The sequence below is a fragment of the Armatimonadota bacterium genome (assembly GCA_029907255.1).
In the GTDB taxonomy this organism is placed as follows: domain Bacteria; phylum Armatimonadota; class UBA5829; order DTJY01; family DTJY01; genus JAIMAU01.
This window is the reverse complement of sequence record JARYMF010000002.1, coordinates 319,853-344,568: the sequence shown is the minus strand read 5'-3', so window position 1 is coordinate 344,568 and position 24,716 is coordinate 319,853. Positions and strand designations below refer to the sequence as shown.

Below are 24,716 nucleotides of genomic sequence, written 5' to 3'. Positions count from 1 at the left end.
GATCCTGTGCAGTATGTATGGCTGATAGGATGCCTGATGGTTGCGGGATTTTTCTGGTGGCGTCGGAAGGAGATTGGGAAGGGACCGGTTGCGGCGATAGTTTTCTTTGTTGCTGTGCTATCTCCGATGCTTGGATTTTTCTCGCTTTACACGTTTAGGTATACGTTTGTAGCGGACCATTACCAATATTTAGCTTGTTTAGGGCCAATAAGTTTGGTAGGTTGGGTGTTGGCGGTTCGTTGGGGGAAGCTTTCTTTTGCAAGGCATTTGATTTCTGCGGTGATTCTTGTTGTGCTTGCGTTTCTAACATGGCGCCAGGGACATATATACAAGGATTCTGAAACACTTTGGCGTGATAACCTGGCAAAAAACCCTGCCTCCTGGATGGCATACAACAATCTTGCTTCTGTTCTTCTCGAACGCGGGGATGCGGAAAAATCACTGGAATACCATACAAAAGCCCTAGAGATATATGAGAGCCCCGAAGCTCATATTGGGATGGGCGCTGCTCTCACACAGTTGGGGCGCCCACAAGAATCATTACCCCATTATAGGAAGGCTCTTAATCTTAGGCCAAACGATCCCGATACATACTACAATATGGGCATTGCTTTTGCCGCGATGGGGAATCTAGCAGAGGCAATTGAAAACTATATGAAAGCGCTGGAGATCAACCCACATCATGTAAAGGCTAGAAACAACCTGGGAAGTGCTTTGGCAGCTCAAGGGAATTTCGAGGGTGCAGCCATTCAATATATTAAAATTCTTAATGATAACCCAAACGACGACCGAGCACATACAAATTTGGCTAACGTTCTTGCAGAAATAGGCAAACTTGATGAAGCCGAGCAACATTATCGCACGGCGCTCGCACTCAACGCCAGCAATGAGGCGGCACATTACAATTTGGCTAGGCTCCTGGCAATGAAGGGAAACCTTACAGAAGCAATCCAACATTATCAGAAATCAATTATTCTAAAGCCCGACAATGCTGACGCTCATTACAATCTTGCTGGCGTTCTCGGTGCGCGAAACTTGATTGACGAAGCGATAGATGAGTATCGAAAGGCAATCCAAATCAAGCCCGATTTTGCCGACGCCCATAACAATTTGGCAGTCATGCTTTATTTGAAGGGCGACTACGCTGGAGCATGGAAGGAAATTGCGCTTGCAAAAAAGTATGGCGGCAAGCCACACCCCCAATTTCTCAAGGCTCTGACGCAGAAGATGCCGCCGTAACGAAAACTCTAATCTAGTGCTGTAAAATGGCTAACAAGAAAGCAAAACAAAGGCAAAGTCATGCAAGCAACCAATTCTATGCCGCCATGGCAATTGTCGCAATTACATTCCTCACTTACATCCCCTCAATCAATAATGGCTTCATATGGGATGACATCGCATGGATTATTAAGAGCCCCATTATAAACACCAAAGATGCGCTTTACCGCTATTGGTGCACTATGCAGTCGCCGGACTATTTTCCTTTCGTGCATACCCTTTTCTGGATTGAATGGAAACTTTGGGGAGCTAGCAACGTTTGTTGGCATATTTTCAGTATATTTCTTCATGCTTGTACTGCCGTTCTCGCATGGTTGACATTGCGAAAGCTTAGAATTCCCGGCGCCTGGCTTACTGCAGTCATTTTTGCCGTTCATCCAGTAAATGTAGAAACCGCCGGTTGGGTATATCAACAGCGTACCATCCTACCAATGCTGCTTATGCTTGCCAGCATACTTGCTTATCTCCGATTTGAGACAGAAAACCGACGCTTCTGGTACTGCCTAGCGTTATTACTATTCATACTCGCACTCCTGAGCAAAATTTCAGTTATGATGCTTCCCGCTGTTGTTCTGCTAATCACTTGGTGGAAGCGAGGCAAGATTGAGCGGCATGATATAGTGCGCATGCTCCCGTTTATTGCGGCTTCTATAATCTCAGGCTTGCTAACAGCTTACGTCCAAACTCATCGAAACATTGGTGAAGATATCGTTCGTACTGATAGCTTCTTTGCAAGGCTTGCCGGCGCCGGCTGGGTAGTCTGGTTCTACCTTTACAAAGACCTTTTCCCGACAAACCTTCTCTTTGTCTATCCGCGATGGGAAATCAACCCATCATCGATAGTTGCCTGGATACCTCTCGCAACCTTGCTGGGTTGCTTTGCAATATTTTGGTTATTTAGACAGTCCTGGGGACGACCATTTTTGGCAGCGCTTGGATATTTTGTGTTAATGCTTTTCCCCGTGCTCGGTTTTGTGAATATCTACTTTATGCGCTATTCCTTGGTTGCCGACCACTGGCAGTATTCAGCGATGCTAGGAATTGTCGCTCTTGTTGTGGCAGGGATTTGCCGCGTTATAGAACGCCATGGAATAGTCAAACCAAGCATATTCTCTGCCGTTGTAGTCGTTCTCATCCTTGCCTGCCTAAGCTGGAATCAACAGCGAATTTATAAAGACGAAGAAACCCTTTGGAGTAATACGATTTCAAGGAATCCACACGCATGGTCGGCCCACGTTAACTTGGGCGTTGTCCTTGCAGAAAAAGGGGAAATTGATAAGGCGATATCACACTATACTGCCGCTTTACAAATTAACCCAAATTGCCCTGAAGCACACAATTCAATCGCAGCAGCCCTCATTCAAAAAGGTAAGTACAATGAAGCACTGAACCACTTAGCGAAAGCTATACATTTGAAACCAAAAAGCGCACGCGCCCACTATAATTTAGGGCGAGTATATACTGCGCAAGGAAGAATCCACGAAGCAGCTGAAGAATATGCAAAGTCACTAGAGCTGAATCCATACTTTGCAGAAGCATATACGAATTTTGGAGCCATACTCATAGATTTCGGAAGAGCAGACGAGGCGGTTGAATATCACATGCGAGCACTCAGCCTAAACCCTGATTTACCAGAAGCCCACAATAATCTGGGCGTTGCTCTGGCTGAAATGGGCAGGTTAGATGAAGCAGAGCATGAGTTTAGGAAAGCTGTTCGGCTTAACCCTGAATATGCAGCAGCAAGAAGGAATCTAAATGAGATTCTCGCCATGCGTAAAAGGCGGGGAGATTATGAAAAACACACTCGCTAGCTTGCTTATTTCACTATTATTAATTCTAACGATTACACAAACAGGAGAAGCTATGTGGAAAGATGATTTGAAAGATTTGTCAGCATGGTCACTGTCATACCTAGTTGATGAGAAAGAAATAGGCAAAGGTATTATCCGAGCAGACGGCATCCTGCATATCCCAATGGATTTTAGGGATGCTACTACCAATCGCCTGAGCCGAGATATTAACCTTATGCGTCCCAGATGGATATCATTCAAGCTCAGGACGACAAGAAACATCTCTCCTAAGAATCTAAAGCTCCGATTATGCCTCAAATCGCCTGATGCTCCGTTTTCTTTCTTTCCAAAGGTCAAGCAAACTTACAATGAGTGGACCGAGTTTGAGGCGGACATCAATCAGCCAGACTCGCTTGTGAATGTTTGGCGTTTCTACGGTCTGCGCCGACTATCCCAACTATCGTTGAGCATCGAGAAACCCCCTGGGGACTCAACCTTTGAGCTACAACTAGCCGACTTAACGTTTCGGTACGGCGAAGACATTGTCGAGAACTACAAGCCGAAAAAGATTAACCTCAAGCCAACGCAGCCGCCGACAATTGCGTTATGCTTGAACCGCGCGGGTGAATATTACCAAGCCGAGGAAATTTTCAGAATCCATTTTCCAGCTGCTAGGCTTTCAACCCATGCATTTAGGGGTCCTCACATGCCGCTAGACAACTGGCCGCCCAATCTCAGCCAACTATCGCTAGTGGTGATGGTAGACACAGATACCTACGTTCTATCCGACCAAGAGCTTGCCAACTTAGCTGACTACGTTCACAGCGGTGGCTCTCTCTTAATCTTCGCTGGGCCTAACAGCGTCAATGCCAGCCTCGACGGCCGCCCCTTGGCAAAAGACATTCTTCCAGCACTCCCTGAGAAACATACAAATGTTAGGAGTGAATTGCCTATAGTTGCTTCAAAAATAATACCTGCTGAAGAGAATAAACTAGGATATCCCGGGCCATTGCAGGAGGTTAGCCTAAAACCTGACTCGGAAGTAATACTTGAGGATGCAGGAGGCAGACCTGTTATTATCGTTCGCCCATTTGGTAATGGAAAGGTCGCGCTAGTTACTTGCTGGCCTGATCCGAGCATTGACCGAGGTAAATCTTTATATTGGTCTCAAGAATATACAAAAGTTATTTCATCCTTAATTTCTCATCTGACAAACCTTAGGACTGAACATGAGAAGGAGACGACTATTTTTCAACCGTCTGTTAGGGTCGAATTCCCATGCCACAAACGTGTGTTCAAGCCGCTAGGCGCCTTCGAGTTTACTGTTCATGGACCTGCAGGGGCAAATGTTCGGGCGTCGCTTAGAGATACTTGCGCGAGAGAAGTTTGGCAAGCGGCTGGCACACTTGACGCAACTGGTTCATTGAAAATCCGAGATATACTTCCCGACCTTGCCGACGGCGAGTATACCTTATCCGTTCAATCAAACGAGACATCAACAAATGCGCCGATTGCCATAGCCTCACCTCTTGATATGACCTGCTTTTACCCTATCATTGCCCGAGTCCCAGTCCAGCAAGGTGGTCACTGGCTTGGGCCTAAGACGCTAAAGTGGATGGTAGAGGATGTCGCCGCCCACGGAATCAACACTATCGCCATCCCGGTTCTCGATGCCATAGCGCGCGAGCCGCAGGGATTTGCTGCAGAAATGGCAGGCTTACTTGAATTTTATGCCCAACAGCAAGGAATGGCGATTATGTATGACTATGCACACTTACCGATATTTGCTCACAAAACCCGCCCGCCCATTGACGTGCGGTCTCCGAATGCTGAAAGTAAAGCTGCGGAATTGCTAAAACCTTGGATAGAAGTGGCAGACCTTGTCCCACGATTATTCGCTGTGAAGCATATTGATGAGCCTGTCGCAAACTATGCGAATCTTAATCTCGATTTCGACGGCGGCAGAGAATATCTTGAGAAATGTGGTTTTGATGTGCCCGATGCCGAACAAGAAGCGGCTTTGTGCGGCGAAAATCGGCTGAAACACTGGGTTTTTGTTGGGGATTATGCACGCCGCCAATTCCAACTCTCATATGACATCTGTCGAAAGCAAGAAAAACCCTGGGGATTGCTTCATACTTTCATGGAGCCAGGATTTGGGAGCGAATCTCCTCAGCGAAGGTTTGAGGACGTCTTCCGCTGGGGTGGCATGGCAGACTATCTCGACTTCGACATATACCCATACTGGTATCCACAATCGCATAAACGCCGCTTTGCAAAGGTTCACTACGGATTTGCTTTCCAACGTTGTGTTGCACAGTTTTATGGAAAGCCAATGGGGTTCTATGTTGAGCTGGACGATAGGAACTGGCCATTTCAACAAAACCCAAAGGAGGCAACCGGCGAGCTAGCATATACTGCTGTCGGTGAAGGCTGCCATTATTTGAATACATTTATCTACGGCGTTTTTGGCGCAGGGAATATGGCTCGACCTGAACGTTGGGAGGATGGCGGCGCAGACCTTCGCGCGATTGCGAAAACCACGCCATTTTTGCTGTCAACTGAGCGCGCTAAAGCCCACATAGCCCTCTACTTTCCATATCGCCAATGGATTATAAACGGAGCTTATTACCCAACGTTTGGCTTAGAATTATTCCGCCGCGAGTTTGGCGAGTGCGACATCCTCCACGAAGAAATTGCCCTCGACCGCGGATTCGAACCTTACCAAGCAGTCATACTTCTTCAAACCGATATACTACCGCAAAAAGTGGAATTGGCTCTAATTGAATTCGTCAGGTCCGGCGGAATCCTTATGCTCGACCACTGCCCATCAACCACCCCCGAAGGGACACCCCTCACTCAATTAAAGGCACTTGTCGGCGAGATACCGCCTGCTGAACCATGGCGTGCGGAAACAATTCAGATTGGAAAGGGCTATATAATCAAAGTTCTCGAGGGTTTGGATAATACTTACCGCTTAGCAGTAGAACATGATGATGTGAAAACCGCGGAAATGCTCGAATCTTGGGCTCGGGAAGTCTTCACCAATTATGGGATTCTACCATGGGCAAAATGCTCGGATGACGAGTTTGAAGCTAGCCTCCTGATTGGCAAAAATGCCTCGGCAGTCGTTGTGGTAAACCACCGACCAGAAACCGCAACTGCAAACATTAGCGTGAACCCAAGCCATAAAGTGGGATACATATGCGACCTAGCCACAGGCAAAGCATTTGAATTCCAAGAAGCCGGCGAAAATATAACCATTCCTGTTCGGCTAACCCAGCGACAAGGCGTCATACTTTGTCTATATCCGAAAAAACCAGAAAGACCCGAATTCGACGTTCAAGCAGCAAACGGCGAGTTTATTATAAAGCTCTCTGAACCAAGTGGATGTCCAATTCCCATTTTTATCGAAGCCATTCGCCCAGATGGCCGCCGAAGTTTTCGACACACGCGGGAAATCTTGCTAACTGGCACAGCCGAACTTCGGATACCTGCGGCGTTAAATGACCCTGCGGGGGACTGGAAATTCCGCGCTGTTATTCCAACGCTTGCAACTGAGATTGACAAAACTGTAAAATTGACGGCTCTGGATTAACGATTATCTGCAAACCAAGCGCTAGCCATTGATAATTCGCGCAAATGTGGTAAAATAATTTCGGAGTAAGCTGGATGATCGCCTCGAGTAATCGGGGAGGAAAGTCCGGGCTCCGCAGGGCACGATGCTCGCTAACAGCGAGGGGGAGCAATCCCACGGAAAGTGCCACAGAAAAGAAAACGCCCCACCTTCGGGTGGAGCAAAGCTGAAACGGTGGTGTAAGAGACCACCAGCTCCGCAGTGATGCGGAGGCTTGGTAAACCCCATCGGGAGCAAGGCCGAATAGGAAGGGGAAGAAGCTGCCCGCTGACCCTTCGGGTAAAGGCCGCTTGAGGCTCGGGGCAACCCGCGCCCTAGAGAGATGATCATCCTCGACAGAACCCGGCTTATAGGCTTACTCCAAAAATTTAAAAAGAAAGATGGCGAGCTGTGGCAAGAAAGCTCGCTATCTCATTATTGCATTTCCATTCTACTCGCGTAGCACCAATTATAGAACAGAACTTTAAAGTTTCGTTTTTCTCGTCCGAAAATTGGTGTTTTTGCCCTCGCTTTATTCGCTTGGTGATAGTTTTTCTAAGTCTCTTCTTGCAAATTACTCGGTTCAGCCGAACTCAGCGGCAGTTTGTTTTTAAACTCTCTAATATATTTTGGAAAAACCTTTTGGAATAACATCGTCTTTTCGTACAACTGCCTCAGTTTGAACAAGCTTAATATCTGCGCCAATTTCTTCGCCTAATAAACCAAGTATTTTCGCAGAGCCAAACCGAATTTCCATTCAGTATAGGGCTATCAAATAAAACAAGCAAGAAAAAAACAAAAAAACCGCCTTGGCCAAAATAAAGCTCGAGGCGGAATAATTGAAAAACTGGCGGAGCGAGTGGGATTCGAACCCACGAGCGGGATTTGTGTCCCGCTACACGATTTCCAGTCGTGCTCCTTCGACCAAGCTCGGACATCGCTCCGCGTTTTCTGATGCCAAAAAATTCTACCATGATGAGAACAAACTGTCAATGAAACAAAAAAGCCGCACTTTAATTTGTATAAGCGTGCGGCTTTCAAAATAGCAAGCAATTACTAATACTCAAATTTCAATCTGAAAAACGTGCACTATCTTTCTGGCGGCCAGCCGATATCCAAAGCAGCTATTCGCTTTCTGCCTTCTTTATCCCAGAACCAACGCACTGTTACCTTAGTCTTTGGCGTCAACGTTACCAGCTTGTTGACAATCACCGGGTCAGGAACCCATTTCCCTTCAATCAATACAAATCTCGGATTCATAGTTACCGTCCCTGGCTCATCTTTGGGCCGAATAACAAGCTGGTTTCGCGACGATGATACAACTACTCCACTTGTGGTACCCTCAAGAGCACTTATTATCTGGATAGCGTCGACTCTCCTCTTGCCCTCGACATCCATGGTCCAAGTAACACGCACTCTTTCTCCCGACTCGAGGCACGGAAATACCGTCTTTGCTGGGCCGGATGGAACCCAGTTGGTCCCATTGAAAACGTAATAAGGATTAAACGAAAGCGGCTTATTATCGGGAGTTCGGATGTAGAGGGTCCATTCCTGTACTGTAATCACCATGCCCTCAGAGACAACCGACGCGCCTGCTTCTGCAAGGATTACGCACATCAGCATGGTCATTGCAAGTAAAATAACGATTTGGCGAAAATTCCTCATTTTTAACCTCCTGCTAAGCTATTTGTTGCCCTACCATTTAATGGATGGGCGACCTTATTTTTTTTGACGAATCTTCATTAACATATGTTCAGTTCATTAGCTGTGCTGTTGATAATTTCAGTATACGAAATGGCGCTTGTCTGACGTACTATCATCTGCTAGAATACCAATCGAAACATAATATTTGGAGGGCTGCAACATGGGAAAAGCGATTGGATTGCCTGATGACGTTCGCAAATTGGAGAAAAATACGCCAGTAATTGGGGTATTCTGCGCTGGCGATCCTCGAATAGATGCCGAAAGCCGACAAAGATGCAGAAACATTGTAAAAATGACTGCGGATATTCTAGCCGATAGGGTCAAATTGCCCAACGGCTCCCCGGCGAAGGTTGTCTATGCCCCCATACTTGTTGATGGTGAAGCCCAAGCGGACATAGTGGCAAAGCAGTTCCAAGATGCTGGAGTGAAGGTGTTGGTTTGCACGCCAGACACTTGGGCATTTCCTCAGCTGAGCGTAATCTCACTTCTCCAGCAGTTCCCCCCCGACACGCCGATAAACTTCACATGTGGAAACAGCGGCCCGAAGCCGGGCGTTGTTTTCGCTCACGCAGTAAATGGTGCTTTGGCGCAATATGGAAGGCTTTCACACCTAAATGTGGGCACATGGCCAGATACAGGCATGGAACCGGTAATGACGGAAGAAACTGCTCAAGCCTTAGTAGACTGGGCGTTTGCGGCTGTTACAACGCAAGCGCTAAAAGGCAGCAGGGTTGTAATCTTTGGCCACGACTCAATGGGGATGGAAACCGCTCTGGCGCATATTCTGCCTACACGCCGACAGTTTGGTATCGAGATAACACGGCTTGACATGAAGCTACTTGCAGATATGCTTCAGAAAAAAGCCTATGACGCTGAAGAACTCAAGGCATTCCGTGCATTCATAGATAAACACCTCGGCAGTCGGCTGGAAATAAGAAACGAAGCTGATTCCGAGCGGTTCAACCAGAGCCTAGCGCTATATCTCATTACGCGCGATTTGATGGAAGATTTGAACGCTGTTGGCGGTGGATTTATGAGTCAACTTGAGTGGGGCTCAGACAAACGAGGCATACCTCTGCCAGTAGCCGACGCAATGGAGTCGTTCTTCAATTCGACATTCGACCACAATGGGCGAAAGGTGCCCATTCCATTCGCAACCGAAGCCGACGTCCAGGGCCTTCTCACCATGCTTTTCATGAGCGCATTAACTGGTGGAAATCCACCGCTGTTCATGGACTTCCGCAAGGTCTGGGAGCGATGGGAACTCGAGGCTCTTGCACAAAAAATAGGAGTGAGTCTTCCTGAAGACGAACTATGGGCACAGAAGGGCCTAGTAGATGGCGACAATTCCGGCAGTGCTTCGCTTGATTGGGCCGCAAAGCCTGGCGCAAGCATAGAGGAGATAATGTCAAAGGTTTCGATGCCGCTTGCAGATGAAGGATATTTCCCAGGCTTGGGTAATTCTGTAACTTTCGTCTCGCCTGGCGGGCTTGATGGCATTGCAGGACGGCTTATGTACAGCAGTCTGTCTGGCATATTCAGCATGAGTTGGGATGAGGCGACAACAGCCGAGGTGCCCGAAAAGCTTGCAAAGGCACTAGGTGAGTGCACAACACCAACGTGGCCGCATACGTTCGTGGTGCCAAAGTATGCAAGCATGTATGAATATAAACATTATCCGCCCGCAAACCATTTCCATATGATTCAGGGCTTATCGCCTGCAAGACTTGAATACTGGATGGACTTGAACAATGTATTATCGCAGGCAAACTGGTCGGCTCGCCCGAAGTTTATCGAGGGAGTAGACCGGCCGATTCCACTGCTTTATCTGGCAAACGGAGGAGAAGACAACGCAAAACTAATGCGACTCAGGGGCCAGTGAAAACCTAGTAATTGTAGTAAAACTCCGCCCCGCACAACCCTGCGAGGCGGAGTTTTTATTTTTTAAACCTCTGCTATTTAAATTGGCACTATAAAGTATGGAGGAAGGTTGCTGGCCTATTTTCTTCGCCGGGCCGCGCCTATCAGCGTTAATACTCCCATGCTGAGCGCCAAAATGCTTGCTGGCTCTGGAATGATTGTGTAGTTAATTGTCAATTTTGGTCGGACTCCCAGTGAACCCTCCTTGGTTGCGAACACTACAACATCGCTGCCGCCATCTTGGCTGTAAGCGCGCATCAACCAACCATTATTTGGCTTGCCTTCTTCCACCCACTTCTTTACGCTGTTAGTAACATTCCAGTTATAGTAAATACCAGTGGGCATGCCGTAATAGAAATAAACTAGCGAATCGGGATCCGCATATCTATCCCAAGTTGTATTCTCGCATCCAGGCGAAGCCCAATAAGTTGACCCTTTAAAAACATTCCAGTTCGCCTGACTTTCAACCCAATCTTTGTAATCTCTTATCATATATGGGCCAATGTACATCCAATCGCCAGATGTGAAATTTTCTAAGCGGACGAGATATAGCGAAAGCGTAGCACTAGTTATACGCAGCCAAGGATCATTTGGGAGCTGACCAGTGAGGTCAAACTTGATGAGGCCGCTATTCCTCGGGCTACTTGAGAACATCTTGACATTCATCTCGGTTGACGAACCATAGTTCGTGCTTGGATTGGAATAGTCAATCCATGTGTCAGTAGTACCATAATAACCGCCTGAGCCATGCTTAAGCACAATCTGTCCGTCGGTTTGGGCTTGTGCGGGGAGTATGAAGCAGAGGGAAGCGGCAAAAACCGCCAAAAAAATGTGCAACCTCCTCATCCCATCTCTCTCCTTTCCTTACCTTTAACCAAAGCTCAGCTTGAATTTCTAACGCCAGCTTCAATAACAGCGCCGACGCCACTTTTAAATACACTAACCCAGCTTATTGGAATAATATCTCAGAAAGGGCTAGGTGTCAAGCCAGTAAATTTACCAGTTTTTATTAAAAAATTGCAAGCTTTCCGCTTGCTTAAAGAATCTAACGAATATTACCAAACTTTTTCACTTTTCGGGAAGTCTTGGGTAGGAAAAACAGCCAATATGTGTAACTTTAGGGTATGGACTGGATAGATTTCCCCAATGATGGCTTCAACGTACACGGTCTACCATGGTTTGAAGAAGACCGGCCGGTTTTGAGACGCCTTCCTGAGCGACTAAAAGACACTTTTCGTCCGGCCGTGTGGGAGCTTGCACAATGTCCTGCAGGCGGTAGAATCCTCTTCAAGACTGACTCATGTCAGGTTGGCCTTCGTGCAAAGGTCTCGGATAATGCAGTTATGAACCACATTACCCGAATCGGGCAGAGTGGCTTCGATATTTACGTAGACGGCTTTTTCATGGGTAGCGTTTCCCCTGACGCCGCCGGAAATATAGAAGCGCAGTGGAACATCCAAAAGTCCCCAAAGCTTCGGGACATAGTAATCCACATGCCGCTATACAAGCCTGTTGAGCTCAGGCAAATCGGGCTAGACGAGGGTTCTGCCATCAAAGAACACAAGCCCTTTGCAATCAAGAAACCAGTCGTTTTCTATGGAACTAGCATTACACAAGGCGGGTGCGCCTCGACGCCGGGAACAACTTATCAAGACTTTATCTCCCGCTGGCTGAATGTGGATTTTGTGAACCTGGGGTTTTCTGGCAATGGTCATGGAGATGTTGAAGTGGCAAGGGCTATTGGCGAGATTGAATGCGCCTGCATAGTCGTTGACCATTGGGCGAATATGGGGTTGAATTATCGAGAAAATTTGCCGCTTTTCGTTGGCGAACTTAGAAAATCGCATAAACTTGTGCCAATTATCGTCATCGGACCATTCTATTACTGCCGAGACGATATTGATGACTCACTTCACGTCGAGCAACGAAAGGCAGGCGAAGAGTTCGTTAAGAAAATGAACCGCGAAGGCGACCAGAATATACACTTCTTCGACGGGCGGAAGATGATCTCTAAGGAAACTAGTTTTGGACTAGTGGACGGGGTTCATCCAAATTCTCTCGGCTTCTATCTTATTGCCAAAGGTTTCACCCCATTTTTAAAGCGGGTCCTTGGATTAAAATAAACTCTACTGCATCATCTCAACAACCTCCCGCCGCTTTTCCTGCAGGCGTTTGTTTTTTGGGTCAAGTTTGATTGCGCGGTCGAGAAGGTCAAGTATAGGAGCGAAGTCCTGCGGCGTAAACACCGATTGCCGACGCATGACCTCTGATAAAAGGATGTCTGCCTCTAACTCCAACGATTGTACGTTTGGTTTGATTTGGACCGCAGAATGTGCCGCCCGCAAAGCTGCTAATGGCTCGGTTGAGCTCAATGCTTTCGCATATTCAATAAGCATTTCAGCATCATTCGGCCATTCCATTAAATAATGTTTTAACAGCGCAAGAAGTAGAGCTAGGTGTTTCATGCGCGAATCAAGACATGCTTTAATTAGCGACCGATAATCTTCTTTACTAAGTTTACGAAAGCGCATATACCGCACGCTGAACAAGTTCTCATTACCCCATTTTCGCTCGTCATTGCTGTTCATGCATTCGGCGACTTCACCAATATAGTATGAGCGCGGCGCCTGGTATTCTAGCACGGGGAAGTCATCACAATTCACCATGCCCATGCCTGCCACCTCTTCCGCGGTCTCCGCTGACATCGTTTGCCGCGAGAGAAGGGCTATTAAAGAAGTTATTGAAATCCTCTGGAGATCTCGTTTGACGGAATCAAGTGCTATTCGCTTTTCCATCGCCTCAAAGTTAGGTGATATAGGATCGCGTGAAGCCAAAAGTATGTAATCGTTCGCTTGGGTTTCGAAGATATACACATAGGGAAAGACCTGCCTCACTGTGCGAATAATTATTGCTACAAGTTCATCTGACATTTCATAGCTATGAAACCATTGCGCTAGTATACCCCCAGGGTTGAGAATTCTGTCGAGTGACTGGAAAAACTCAATCGTGAAGAGGTTGCCCACTCCCGCCATCCAAGGATTGCTCGGCTCGCTAATTACAACATCGTATTTTTTCTGCGTAACCGCGGCCACCGTCCTCGCATCCTCGATGATTAAGTTAAACCGTGGATTTTTCCTTACCATCCAGTTTACATCATCAAAATACCGCAAAGCCCTCGCAACAGCAGGTGATATCTCAACACAATCCACAATGGTATTCGGATGTGTAAGAACGCTCCCGGCAGTAGCACCTGTGCCTAAACCGATAACCAAAACATTTCTTGCATCTGGTTTGAAGAACATAGGGATTTGACCAAGCAGCACCTGGGTCGGCATATCTCCCCATGATGTGCCATCAGGCTTGCCATTGATTGTAAGTAGTTTGTCATATCGTCCTTTCAAATTTTCAGCAGAAATAACCGCGACTCTGGCGCTTCCGTCTTCACCTACATAAAAAACCCTTATCTCCGACAGTAAAGAGCGGAAGGCACGCCAAGTTTCAGGTGGAGGAAGCATTCTCACTCGAAATGTACCTCGGCTAAAACTTGCTGGATGCCACTGGGGCAACGAGAAAAGGAGCACTGCAATTGCTACTGATGCTCCACCAGCAAAGACCCATTTGCGAGGCAACTTAGAAACCGCAAGCAAAAGTGCGCCCACAATCATATTAAGCGCAACAGCAACTTGGAGAGATCCTCGAAGGCCAAGTATAGGAATAAGAACAATGCCTGCCAGAAACGACCCAGCAAGAGTGCCGACTGTATTCGCACCGTAAACTAGTCCGCTATCTCTACCAATGTCCTCATCCCTTCGCGCAACCGCCTTTATCGCCAAAGGGAGTGTCATCCCAAAAAAGAATGTCGGCACCAACATTACAATAAAACACAGCGTATATTTCAATAGGTTAAACATTCCTAAAGTTTGTTCGGTCGGGAATAAAAGGAAGGACCATCGCCAAAAGACGTACGGCAATCTTTCATAATAAGGAATACTTATAGCCACTGAAAAAGCGATAGCTATTTCGGCAAAAGCAAACGCTGAAAGTGCCTGTGAGTTAAGGCGGCAAAGTCCCACTGCGAGGCTTCCTAGTGCCAAACCTGTAATGAATGCCGCCAACATAAGCGTAAATGAGTAGGTGGAGCTGCCAAGAGTAATGCCAAACATACATATCCAAACCAGTTCGTAAATCATTGCAGTCGCCCCTGACAAAGCGGCTGCAGTGCAGATGGGAATAACGAGGGGATGCCTTGCCGCACTTCCACTTTTTGCTAGTTCTCTAGCAGAGCATGAAGTAACATCGCACAACATGCCGAGCATCACAGCAACTAACCCCAAAGCAATATTTGCTGCTCCAATGGTCGTCATGGTCATGCGCATGCCAAGTGTCGGTATCAGCATAAAGCCTGCAAGAAGCGTTCCACCGACCGCACCGACACAGTTCGCTAGGTAAAGCCACTCAGCCTTATCATCCTTTTGCTCAGACTCTGGCTGGAAGTGCTTCATCAACACAGGAAATGTGCCGCCCATGAGAAACGTCGGCAGAATCAGCGCACCAATTGACACCGCAAGCTTCACTGCAAGCGCAACCGGACTGCCAAAGTCAGTTCTGGCCGTCGCCACAAGCGCCAAAGACTGAATAGGATGGATTATTAAAGGAAATATGATTGCATATAGACCAATTGCTGTCTCAAGCCACCCATACACTGCAAGCGGACGACGAAACTGGCGTGTCGCCGCCCCAATAACAAAGCTACCGAGTGCAAGGCCGCCCATGAATCCAGCCAATACGCACATGTGGGCTAGCGTCGTGTTGCCAATGAACAACGAAAGGTATCTTGCCCAGGTAACCTCATACACTAAGCCCCAAGCACCCGAGGCTATGAAAAGCAGATAGGGTAGAACTCGAACCGATTTGGGCATCTCGTTTGCTACCATAGCTCCTTTCGAAATTGTATGGCAAAATAGTACCTGAATTGGAAAAGCAGTGCAACCCTATGACTTGCTTTCTGCTGGGTAACCTGTTATAATCCATTGTCTCAGTCAAGAACCTTCGCGCCTAAACGGCGTGAGTATGCCTTAAACCTAATTCTTTATTGAAATTTGGGGGTGAAATCATTTGCCGAACATCAAATCGGTAATTAAAGACGTAAAGAAATCCCGCGAGCGGCATCTTCGGAATGTCGCAGAGAAGTCAAAAATCAAAACCTTTGTAAAGAAAGCTAGAGCTTCCATTGAGTCCGGCGATAAAGAGGCGATTCAGCAAGCAATCTCAGCGGCTACGAGCGTTATCGACAAAGCCGCAGAGAAGGGCATAATTCACAAAAACGCTGCTGCACGCCGCAAATCGAGGCTAATGAAAGCAGCAAACAAGGCACTACAACTAAAATAGCTATGAGCAAGGTCTTTTTTGCTTCTACACGCATGAGCGAGCTTACCTGGAAGCAAACATTGCCGGGTAAGCTCGATATAATCCTAGAGCGCCTCGACTTCGCCGGAAAGCTCAAAGACAAAAAAGTCTGCGTGAAAATGCATCTTGGCGGGAACGTAGGCTACTCGACTATCCATCCGGTATTCGTGCGCCGTGTCATCTCTTTCATAAAAGCTGCAGGCGGCAAGCCATTTATTACAGACAACCTCCATTGGGTGCTCACTGCTGCTGAAAGAGGATACACACCTGAAGTGCTTGGCTGCCCGATTATTCCAGAGGCTGGCTTGAATGACAAATATGTTTACACCCACAAGGTCAATTACAAGAATTTAGAGGAATTCCAAATCGCAGGTGAAATATGGGATTCTGATTTCTTAGTTTGCCTTGCCCACGCAAAAGGACATGGAAACAGCGGATACGGCGGAAGCATCAAGAACATTGCGCTTGGTTCAATGGTAGCAAAATCACGCCACTGCATGCATATGGTCCAGCATGCCGAGACATACTGGGATGCCAATAAGTGTACTCATTATATCGATGGCTGCAACCTGTGTGTAGAAAACTGCAAAGTCAAATGCATGCGTTTTGCAGATGACAAGAAGCTGCACGTGGGATTCCACGAATGCAACTTTTGCTTGGAATGCAACGAAATATGTCCCCAAGGTGCCCTAAGCATCCGCGAAGAAATCGCCCATGATTTTCAAGAGGTCATGGCAATTGCAACCGAAATTGTCCTAAGTAGGTTTCCCAATGGAAACGCTACATTTATTAACTTTGCAATAGATATTACACCATTGTGCGATTGCGCAGGCATGACAACGCCAAGTCTGGTTCCTGACATAGGAATTTTTGCCTCGAACGACATAGTGGCAGTCGAGAAGGCAACTCTGGACAGTATTGATTATCGCAACTTGCTACTTAACACAATTATCCCCTGGTTGATTTTGCGCAATATCGAAGGCCACTTGTTCAAGAAGATACACGGCGTTGACCCCTATGTTCAGGTTTATGCCTGCGAGCGCCGAGGCTTGGGAAGCACTAACTATGAAATAGAAGAAATATAAAAGCAAAAGCTTGCAATAGGTTTTTTCAATACCAAGTCCAACTTAAAAACAATAAAGGGAACTCCATGGGATGAGTTCCCTTTATTATTCCATCTAACCTACTCCAGCGAACCACGGCAAAGTATTATTTTAAATCAGCAGTCATAAAGCTCATCAAGCGCTAGCTAATATCAGCCAATCACTGAATTGACCTTAACGCAAAACAAAACTTATAATGAATCAAATGACTAATCTGTTTAATGGCATACGTGCTGCGCTTTTTGATTTAGACGGCACACTTATCGAGACAAACATAGATTTCGCTCGCATGCGTCGCGAGCTCATTGCCCTAGCCAGCAGGCACGGAATCTCGGAACATGAGGTTTCTGGTCTAGACCTGCTTGCCATTGTAGATTATGTCATTGCCCATTCGTATGCCCCAGCAGAAGCCATTCGCTCCGAAGCATTTAAAAAGCTTGAGGAAATAGAACTTGCACGAATAGACGAAGCCAAGGAAATACCTGGAGCCCGAGAACTCATTCAATTTTTGCAGAAAGAGCGCGTCGGTGTTGGAATTGTCACGCGAAACTCTCGGCGAGCGGTAGAGATATCCCTTGTCAAAGCTGGTATATCGGTAGATGTCCTGCTCACACGCGATGACGTTAAGAATGCCAAACCGCATCCAGACCATCTACTCCAAGCACTCAATGCCCTTGGTACCAAGCCCTCAGAAGCTGTGATGATTGGCGACCATTGGATGGATATCCAAGGGGGCAAAGCAGCTGGCACGCTTACTGTCGGCTTTCTCCGCCAAGACCGACCCGACGACTTCTTTGACAAGGAAAAACCAGACCTCATCGTTCGAAGCCTCTCGGAACTTTTGGCGTATTTTCAACGTTTCTTTAAATAGCTATCTTCTATGGATTTGTCAATTGTTATTGTGAATTGGAACACAAGAGACTATCTAGAGCGCTGTTTGAAATCGCTCTACACTTACCCACCGCACGCCAAGTTTGAGATATTGGTAGTAGATAATGCTTCAACTGATGGAAGCGCACAAATGGTCAGAGAAAAGTTTCCCACAGTCACTTTGCTAGCCAACTCGGAGAACGTAGGCTACGCTCAAGGAAACAATCAGGCGATTGAATCGGCACAGGGTGAATTCATACTCCTTCTTAATCCAGACGTCGAAGTTAAAAACGGAGCACTCGATAATCTTCTAGAATTCGGACGAGCCCACCCTGAAGCAGCAGCTGTGGGGTGCCGACTGGTTCACCCAAATGGAAAAGTCCAGCGTTCATGTAGGTCCTTCCCCGAGCCTCTTGGTCTGTTATTTGAATACACCGGCATAAGCAAACTATTTCCCAGAAGCAAACTTTTCGGTTCCTACCGAATGAGATATTTTGACTATGCGCATGAGGCTGAAGTAGACCAACCAATGGGCTCCTGCCTCCTGCTTTCTCGCCGGGCGATTGAGGATGTTGGAGAGTTTGATAATCAATTTCCAATATTCTTCAACGAAGTTGACTGGTGCTACCGCGCGAAAGAAAAAGGATGGAAGATATATTTCACTCCGCTAGCCGAGGTTATTCACCACGGCGGTGCAAGCACAAGTCAAGCACCAGCTCAAATGGCAGTAGAATCACATAGGGCGCTAAAACGCTTCTATGCAAAGCACTATAGAAATAAACTGCCTATAGTTGTGTATTGGTTCATAATGCTAGCAATCACTGTAAACTCGTTTTTTGTAGCTAGAATGCGCTCCATTGGAAGAGAGAAAAAATAGAATGCAGATAGACTTGTCAGTTGTCATAGTAAATTGGAATACTTGCTCTTACTTGCGGAAATGTCTTGCATCTGTTGAGCTCGATAGAATTTCAGCCATGGAGGTTATCGTAGTTGATAATGCATCTGTCGACGGCAGCCAAGAAATGGTGGAGCGTGAATTTCCTCAAGTAAAACTGATTAAAAACACCAGCAACTTAGGTTTCTCACGCGCTGCTAATATTGGAATTAAAGCAAGCAAGGGACGATATATCTTGCTTCTTAACCCTGATTCTGAAGTCCAGCCTGGCGCACTTTCTGTATTAGTAAAATTCGCCGATTCAAATCCCAGAGCAGGCTTGTTTGGCCCAAAGATACTAAACGCTGACGGGTCCCTCCAAAGTTCAGCAAGACGCTTCCCCACCCCGCTAGCTGCGTTATTCCGAAACACTTTCCTAGGAAGGCTATTTCCAAACAACCAGTATGTTAAGCAATACCTAATGGCAGATTGGGACCATAGCTCTCCACGCGAAGTTGACTGGCTTTCAGGTGCAGCGCTTATGCTCCGACGAGAAATGTTGGACGAGATTGGCTTGCTTGACGAACGCTTTTTCATGTATTGCGAGGATGTGGATATTGCATATCGGGCAAAACAAAAAGGATGGAAGGCAATCTACTTCCCCGAGGCTAAAATAGTCCATTTCCTAGCAAAAAGCAGTGACCAAGCGCCAAACAAGATGATATTAACATTTCATCAAAGCATGTATGCATTCTACAAAAAACACTATGCTGATAGGTGGTCGCTGCCAATCCGAGTGATTATCCCGGTGGGAATTTTCGCACGAGCTGCTCTATTCATAGCTAACAACTATATCCAGACATTTTTAAGGCTTCTGACTCTTAGAGGTAGAAGGGAAGCTACGAAAAAGGAGCAAAGTAGTGAGCCCAAAGCCAATGCCAAAGAATGAACAGCAAGACTATCTGCTGATTTGCCAAGTGTGGATTCTTGCCATAATTGCATTTCTCGCTCCCTTAATTGGGGGCAAGCTCGACCCATTTGGCACAGGGATACTGAGAATACTTGCCCTCTTTACAGGCATGATACTTTTGGCAAGGGTGTTAAAGAATTCTGCAGAAATAAGAAAAGGCGCTGTGCTTTGGCTCTCTATCATCTTATTTGCTCTAGGACTGCTTTCATTTGCAAACACAGTATCTATTCACAAAACTCTTTTTTCGGTCCTGAACTTGATGGCATATTTACTGGTATTTACAGCTACCGCAAGCCTTCCCGACCACCGCATGGCGCTTGGAATACTTGCATCCCTTTTGGCATCCGCATTCATTGTGTCAACACTCGGTGTTAGAGAATACCTTTTATCCGCAAAATCAGATTGGCGAACTTTTGCAACTTTTTTTAACCCAGATTTCCTAGCTGGCTTTATGTCCATGGTCTTACCAATAATGCTGACGTGGTATCTTTCACAAAACCGAAAAGGTATTTCTCTAGCGGCAGGAGTCGGGTTTCTTGGCATTTTAGGAGCGATATTACTTACAGGTTCGAGGCTCGGCACGCTCTGCGCAATTGGCGGGGTTGTTTTTTGCCTATTATTCGCGCTAGCTGGCAGATCTTTCAAAAAAACCCAAGCTGCAAGGCTCGTAGCGCTCATTCTACCGTCGCTGTTGGTCCTGACTTTCTTCTCAAAACCCCTCACTAGCCGCGTCTCTTCACTGCGGTCGGAGTCCTACTCAGGCGCATTTCGCGTCGAAACATGGAAAGGCACGATTCGGATTATAAAGGCACACCCAGTTACCGGCACGGGACTTGGAACATTTGAGCTGATATATCCCAAATACGCGCACGTCGGATTTACGAAGATGGCACATAATAGCTATCTCCAGCTCGCCTCTGAATCTGGCGCGGCTGCTCCCATAGTTTTAGTGCTACTTATTGGAACTGTTTCCCTCTCTCTAATGACCGCCGGGTTAAGACAACGGCAGAGGGATGAATTGACCTGTGATGATTGGCTACCGGACAAGCAATTGATGCTTTGTGGCATATTGGGCGGTGTTGCCGCGTCAGTCGCAAGGAATCTTGTTGATTCTGATTGGTATATTTCAGCAATTGGTTTCTCATTCGCAGCGATACTTGGCATCGGATTTTCGTTGGCATCAGAACCTTCTTATACTTCCTCAGGCACCAAGACGCCCAAAGCTGTGGCAGTTATTTTGTTTTGTCTCACCATCTGTGGCATTATTTTGTCGCTACTCGCCATTACGGCACATCAATTTGAGCTTAGAGGAAATGCTTTGGTGAAAAACGGCAATCTTGACGAAGCAATTTGCGCCTACCGAACCGCAATGAGTCTTGACTACCTTAACAGTGAGCACATGAGCGCACTTGGGCAAGCATACGCCGTCCGTGCGAGTATTCGGCATGATGCAAGCGACCTTCTAAAAGCAGAACAATTCTTATTGTTAGCTACCAAACAAACACCAACATCAGCTAAAAGTTATTATCAACTTGGAAAGCTATATGAGTTTGCCGGCAAAGACAAAGAGGCGTTGAATGCATACCATAAAGCGCTAGCATGGGACAAGAATGCCGTTCAAGTTCTTTACGCCAAAGCAAAACTTTGCGAACGCATGGGTCGTCCAGACGAAGCTTTAAAGACCTACCGTCGAATGGTAGAAATTGAAAACAGCCCCTACGAGCAAATTAGAGCAATGCCAGAGTTTGTTGAAACTGCGTATGTCTTCGCTCACTATGCCATTGCAAAACAACTTGAAAAAGAAGGCAACCTTGTGGGAGCCGTTCAAGAATACAAACTTTCGCTAGATAGAATAGAACGCTTTGAAAAATCGCTAAAGGAAGTCGGCGATATCCTAGAAGCAAGCGGCAAACGAGACTTTCAGCGCGAGACAGAAATTAGGGAGATTGCTTTAGATTCTCGACGGCGCCTTGATAAACTGAGCAAAGTCATTATACAATCACCAAGTCACTAGGTCAGTGAACATGCATGCCGAGACTTGATACCACTTTGCTAAAAACAATCATCGAGGCAAAACCTAAGCCAAGATATATAAAAATTGATATTTTTTCATGAGCAAACATCTCTTTGATGAGAGCAAACCCGACCGTATACAGGAAGCTCCCAGCCACGAAGCCAAGAATAACGGCTAAGAGCGTTTGCTGTACTTCAAAGAAAAGTAATAGCCCAATGAATGCCCCGAGAACGGTTGTAAGTTCTATAAGAAGCGTTACGAAAATTGCCTTTGCCCGCCCATAACCTGAAAGCCGTGCCACACTCACAAGCGCAAGACCTTCGGGGACCTTATGGTACGAGACCGCCAACAGAATCATTATTCCCACTACGGAAAATGTCCTTGACCCAGCACTAATTGCCAAGCCATCAACAGTGCTGTGGATACTCATGGAAATCATTAGGAGTATCCCCAGCCTCAAGTATCCGGTTTCATGTTCGCTTGCCGACGCAGCGCAAGCTGGGCATATAAAATATATGTACTTTCCAATAGCTGCGAATAAGAGATATCCTGCAACAAGACTCACTAGCGAAGGCCAGGCGCCAAGAATTTCAAACGTCTCAGGTATGATATGCAACACGGTAACCCCAAGAAGTGCACCAGCAGCAAGGCTAACCATGCCACACAACACTTTATGGCTGACTCGGTTCCAGGCAATGCCTATCAAACCACCAAGCGAGGCAGCAGACATCGCAACTACCGCCCGCAGGGCAATTGCATGACTAGGATCTAATAACGATTGATCATGCATTGGTTTATCGAAATCTCAATAAGCGCATGCCGTTTGCAATGACTAGCAGCGCACTTCCCTCATGGCCAAAGACCCCGAGCGAAAGTTTTAACCACCCTAAGAGTGCGGTACAAACGAGAACAACAATCACCAACAAAGAAAATGCTATGTTTTCTTTTATAGTAGCAAGCGTTCGCTTGCTCAAGCGCATTGCAAATGGAAGACGACTCAAATCTTCGGACATCAAAGCAATGTCAGCGGTTTCCAAAGCAATCGGCGACCCTGCCGCACCCATTGCGACACCAAGACTTGCCACTGCCATCGCTGGTGCATCATTCACACCATCGCCAACGACTGCAACTTTATGAAATCTTTCAACGAGCAAACGAACAATATCAACTTTGTCCTGAGGCAGAAGCTCTGCATAGTACTCGTCTACCCCCAAGTCCCTCGCCACTGCGCGAGCAGTAGCATCATTGTCGCCGGTAATCATCAAAATGCGCTCAACCCCTGCTCTTCTCAAGTCCTCGAATGCTTGCCTAGCTGATTCCCGCACAGTATCCGACAAAGCAATAATTCCCGCAAGCGTTCGATTATAGGCAATCATTACAACAGTCTTGCCATCTTGTTGAAGAGTCCTGACTTTATCCGTATATTCAGTATACTCTATGCCGAATTGATCCATTAATCGAGTATTACCAATAATGCATACATCGCCATTTAACTTTGCCGCAGCACCCATTCCGGTCAGCGCTTCGAAATCTGTAACCTCATGGGGCTTTATATTCTCCTTACGAGCCTCATGCAAGATCGCCTGTGCCAACGGATGCTCCGACCTTGACTCCACACCCGCTGCAAGAGACAACACCTGTTCGCGCGTGAAGTTGCCCGCTGGGATAATATCAGTCACCCTAGCCTCTCCAGTAGTTAGCGTGCCGGTTTTATCAAACGCCACCACTCGGATTCCACCGGCAGCCTCCAAATGCGTTCCGCCTTTAATCAAGATGCCTTTTTTTGCGGCATTTCCAATCGCCGAGACTATTGCCACAGGAGTAGAAATAACTAGCGCACAAGGACAAGCCACAACAAGAAGAGTTAACGCTCTGTAGAGCCAATCTCGAAACATTGCGTTATAAAAGAGTGGTGGAACAAGAGCAATGACAACTGCCAGCCCAACAACTACCGGAGTATAATACCTGCCAAACAATTCTGCAAATCGCTGAGTTGGTGCTTTTTCTGCCTGAGCCTCTTCAACTAGATGCAGGATTCTCGCCAGCGTATTGTCTTCAGCGGTGGCAACTGCACGAGCTTCCAATGAACCTCTTTGGTTAATTGTACCGGCAAACACCAAGTCCCCAATAGTCTTCTCCACTGGGGTAGACTCGCCAGTAATAGGCGACTGATCTACCGTGGAGCTGCCCGATATTACCTCGCAATCGGTCGGTATTTTCTCACCAGGCCTTATGATTAGAATGTCACCAACCTTAACTAAGCTTATATCTACTTGCTCCTCACCACCATTTCGCTTGACAGTCGCCTTGGTTGGGAAAAGATTAATTAATGAACGTATCGAATCACGCGCTCGTTCAATAGTTCGCGCCTCTAGCGTATTTCCAAGCGAGAAGAGAAACATCACCATTGCGGCATCAAACCATTCGCCAATGATAATTGCGCCGATTGCCGCAATTGTCATTAAAAAGTTCATGTCCAACACGAAGGAGCGCAGGCTATAGAGGGCGCCCCGAGCCGCGTAGTATCCTCCTACCACCACAGAAGCTGCATATAAAATCCGAGCGAGAATGAGCTGATTAGCTGTGGAAAGAGCAAGTGCAATTACCAACAGAAACCCCGCAATAAATGTTATCGCAACGTGTTTTGTGAAAATTACTTGCTCCGGTGCTATAATCTCGCGTTGCTCACGCTGAGGCTGTCCAGCAAGCTCAGCCTCTGCTTCCCGAACATCGTAACCTAGCTGTCGGATTTTTTTTGCAATGTCTGACGCATTCACAATCTGAGGCTCATATTCCACGGATAGTTTGGATGCAGCAAAGTTCGTTGAAGCCCAGAGAACGCCACTCATGCGGCCAACATTTTTCTCCAGCTTTATGGCACAATCAGGACAGTCAAGGCCAACAAGCGTAAGTGTCAGGTGCTCAAATCGCTCTCCGATTTCCACACCTATGTGCTTCGCCCGCCGCTCAACATCCTCCATTCTTGCTAGATGAGGGTCATAAACAAGGGTGAGTGTTGAGTTTTCCCTGTCCACCTCAACAGATAAAATGCCTTCTATTTGCAAAAGGGAATCGCGCAACCTGCCCACGCACCGGTCACATTCTTCATATCCCGGCGGCAGCAAGACAGGCAGACTTAGCACTTTTTTTTCAGCCATGGATTATCAGACT

Annotated in this window: 16 protein-coding genes, 1 tRNA gene and 1 other RNA gene; 12 read left to right on the top strand and 6 right to left on the bottom strand. The window is 46.8% G+C overall.

Going from position 1 to position 24,716, the window contains the following annotated elements:
* The 4 genes from QHH26_02740 to rnpB form a co-directional block, all read left to right on the top strand.
* Positions 1-1,239 (top strand): tetratricopeptide repeat protein (locus QHH26_02740; protein ID MDH7480878.1); only part of this gene is annotated, 1,239 nt, incomplete at its 5' end.
* A 26-nt stretch (positions 1,240-1,265) separates the two neighbouring features.
* Positions 1,266-3,089: a tetratricopeptide repeat protein gene (locus QHH26_02735; protein ID MDH7480877.1), complete on the top strand. Its 1,824-nt coding sequence runs from the start codon at positions 1,266-1,268 to the stop codon at positions 3,087-3,089.
* The gene (locus tag QHH26_02730; GenBank protein ID MDH7480876.1) at positions 3,070-6,666 is read left to right on the top strand and encodes a hypothetical protein; all 3,597 of its coding nucleotides are present in this window, start codon (positions 3,070-3,072) and stop codon (positions 6,664-6,666) included. The genes QHH26_02735 and QHH26_02730 overlap by 20 nt, the downstream gene beginning before the upstream one ends.
* Before the next feature lie 62 nt (positions 6,667-6,728).
* Positions 6,729-7,071, top strand: an RNA gene (gene rnpB, locus QHH26_02725) — RNase P RNA component class A.
* Positions 7,072-7,532: 461 nt separating this feature from the next.
* On the opposite strand, the gene QHH26_02720 is transcribed toward rnpB, so the two are convergent.
* Positions 7,533-7,628, bottom strand: a tRNA-Ser gene (locus QHH26_02720).
* Positions 7,629-7,773: 145 nt separating this feature from the next.
* Positions 7,774-8,349, bottom strand: a complete 576-nt coding sequence (locus tag QHH26_02715) for a hypothetical protein (GenBank protein MDH7480875.1) — start codon at positions 8,347-8,349, stop codon at positions 7,774-7,776.
* A 199-nt stretch (positions 8,350-8,548) separates the two neighbouring features.
* Here QHH26_02715 and QHH26_02710 point away from each other — a divergent pair, with 199 nt between their 5' ends.
* Positions 8,549-10,270 (top strand): hypothetical protein, encoded by a 1,722-nt coding sequence (locus QHH26_02710; GenBank protein ID MDH7480874.1) that lies wholly within the window; start codon positions 8,549-8,551, stop codon positions 10,268-10,270.
* 116 nt (positions 10,271-10,386) lie between these two features.
* Here QHH26_02710 and QHH26_02705 read toward each other — a convergent pair whose 3' ends face one another.
* Positions 10,387-11,154 carry a DNRLRE domain-containing protein gene (locus QHH26_02705; GenBank protein ID MDH7480873.1) on the bottom strand — a complete coding sequence of 256 codons (768 nt, stop codon included), beginning with the start codon at positions 11,152-11,154 and terminating at the stop codon, positions 10,387-10,389.
* A gap of 278 nt (positions 11,155-11,432) precedes the next feature.
* Between QHH26_02705 and QHH26_02700 the strand changes: the two genes are divergently transcribed.
* The gene (locus QHH26_02700; protein ID MDH7480872.1) at positions 11,433-12,431 is read left to right on the top strand and encodes an SGNH/GDSL hydrolase family protein; all 999 of its coding nucleotides are present in this window, start codon (positions 11,433-11,435) and stop codon (positions 12,429-12,431) included.
* A gap of 3 nt (positions 12,432-12,434) precedes the next feature.
* Here the strand turns inward: QHH26_02700 and QHH26_02695 are convergent, their stop codons facing one another.
* On the bottom strand, positions 12,435-15,242 hold the full coding sequence (locus QHH26_02695) for a fused MFS/spermidine synthase (protein ID MDH7480871.1): 2,808 nt from the start codon (positions 15,240-15,242) through the stop codon (positions 12,435-12,437).
* Positions 15,243-15,423: 181 nt separating this feature from the next.
* Here QHH26_02695 and rpsT point away from each other — a divergent pair, with 181 nt between their 5' ends.
* The 6 genes from rpsT to QHH26_02665 all read left to right on the top strand — a co-directional run bounded on the left by rpsT (position 15,424) and on the right by QHH26_02665 (position 21,545).
* Positions 15,424-15,696: a 30S ribosomal protein S20 gene (gene rpsT / locus QHH26_02690; GenBank protein ID MDH7480870.1), complete on the top strand. Its 273-nt coding sequence runs from the start codon at positions 15,424-15,426 to the stop codon at positions 15,694-15,696.
* A 59-nt stretch (positions 15,697-15,755) separates the two neighbouring features.
* The gene (locus QHH26_02685) at positions 15,756-16,799 is read left to right on the top strand and encodes a DUF362 domain-containing protein (protein ID MDH7480869.1); all 1,044 of its coding nucleotides are present in this window, start codon (positions 15,756-15,758) and stop codon (positions 16,797-16,799) included.
* Positions 16,800-17,022: 223 nt separating this feature from the next.
* A complete protein-coding gene (locus QHH26_02680) occupies positions 17,023-17,688 on the top strand; it encodes an HAD-IA family hydrolase (protein MDH7480868.1) in 666 nt (221 codons plus the stop codon).
* 9 nt (positions 17,689-17,697) lie between these two features.
* A complete protein-coding gene (locus tag QHH26_02675) occupies positions 17,698-18,564 on the top strand; it encodes a glycosyltransferase family 2 protein (GenBank protein ID MDH7480867.1) in 867 nt (288 codons plus the stop codon).
* Position 18,565: 1 nt separating this feature from the next.
* Complete coding sequence (locus tag QHH26_02670) at positions 18,566-19,510, top strand: glycosyltransferase family 2 protein (GenBank protein MDH7480866.1); 945 nt, start codon at positions 18,566-18,568, stop codon at positions 19,508-19,510.
* Positions 19,482-21,545, top strand: coding sequence for an O-antigen ligase family protein (locus QHH26_02665; protein ID MDH7480865.1), 2,064 nt, complete (start codon positions 19,482-19,484; stop codon positions 21,543-21,545). The genes QHH26_02670 and QHH26_02665 overlap by 29 nt, the downstream gene beginning before the upstream one ends.
* 1 nt (position 21,546) lies before the next feature.
* On the opposite strand, the gene QHH26_02660 is transcribed toward QHH26_02665, so the two are convergent.
* Both QHH26_02660 and QHH26_02655 read right to left on the bottom strand, forming a co-directional pair.
* A complete protein-coding gene (locus QHH26_02660; GenBank protein MDH7480864.1) occupies positions 21,547-22,335 on the bottom strand; it encodes a ZIP family metal transporter in 789 nt (262 codons plus the stop codon).
* A gap of 4 nt (positions 22,336-22,339) precedes the next feature.
* Positions 22,340-24,703, bottom strand: coding sequence for a cation-translocating P-type ATPase (locus tag QHH26_02655; protein ID MDH7480863.1), 2,364 nt, complete (start codon positions 24,701-24,703; stop codon positions 22,340-22,342).
* Between the last annotated feature and the right edge of the window lie 13 nt (positions 24,704-24,716).

What these genes read in the sequence shown, in the direction of transcription:
- QHH26_02735 (MDH7480877.1), top strand. Translation starts at nt 1,266, where the DNA reads ATGGCTAACAAGAAAGCAAAACAAAGGCAAAGTCATGCAAGCAACCAA.
- QHH26_02730 (MDH7480876.1), top strand. Translation starts at nt 3,070, where the DNA reads ATGAAAAACACACTCGCTAGCTTGCTTATTTCACTATTATTAATTCTA.
- QHH26_02715 (MDH7480875.1), bottom strand. Translation starts at nt 8,349, where the DNA reads ATGAGGAATTTTCGCCAAATCGTTATTTTACTTGCAATGACCATGCTG.
- QHH26_02710 (MDH7480874.1), top strand. Translation starts at nt 8,549, where the DNA reads ATGGGAAAAGCGATTGGATTGCCTGATGACGTTCGCAAATTGGAGAAA.
- QHH26_02705 (MDH7480873.1), bottom strand. Translation starts at nt 11,154, where the DNA reads ATGAGGAGGTTGCACATTTTTTTGGCGGTTTTTGCCGCTTCCCTCTGC.
- QHH26_02700 (MDH7480872.1), top strand. Translation starts at nt 11,433, where the DNA reads ATGGACTGGATAGATTTCCCCAATGATGGCTTCAACGTACACGGTCTA.
- QHH26_02695 (MDH7480871.1), bottom strand. Translation starts at nt 15,242, where the DNA reads ATGGTAGCAAACGAGATGCCCAAATCGGTTCGAGTTCTACCCTATCTG.
- QHH26_02680 (MDH7480868.1), top strand. Translation starts at nt 17,023, where the DNA reads ATGACTAATCTGTTTAATGGCATACGTGCTGCGCTTTTTGATTTAGAC.
- QHH26_02675 (MDH7480867.1), top strand. Translation starts at nt 17,698, where the DNA reads ATGGATTTGTCAATTGTTATTGTGAATTGGAACACAAGAGACTATCTA.
- QHH26_02670 (MDH7480866.1), top strand. Translation starts at nt 18,566, where the DNA reads ATGCAGATAGACTTGTCAGTTGTCATAGTAAATTGGAATACTTGCTCT.
- QHH26_02660 (MDH7480864.1), bottom strand. Translation starts at nt 22,335, where the DNA reads ATGCATGATCAATCGTTATTAGATCCTAGTCATGCAATTGCCCTGCGG.
- QHH26_02655 (MDH7480863.1), bottom strand. Translation starts at nt 24,703, where the DNA reads ATGGCTGAAAAAAAAGTGCTAAGTCTGCCTGTCTTGCTGCCGCCGGGA.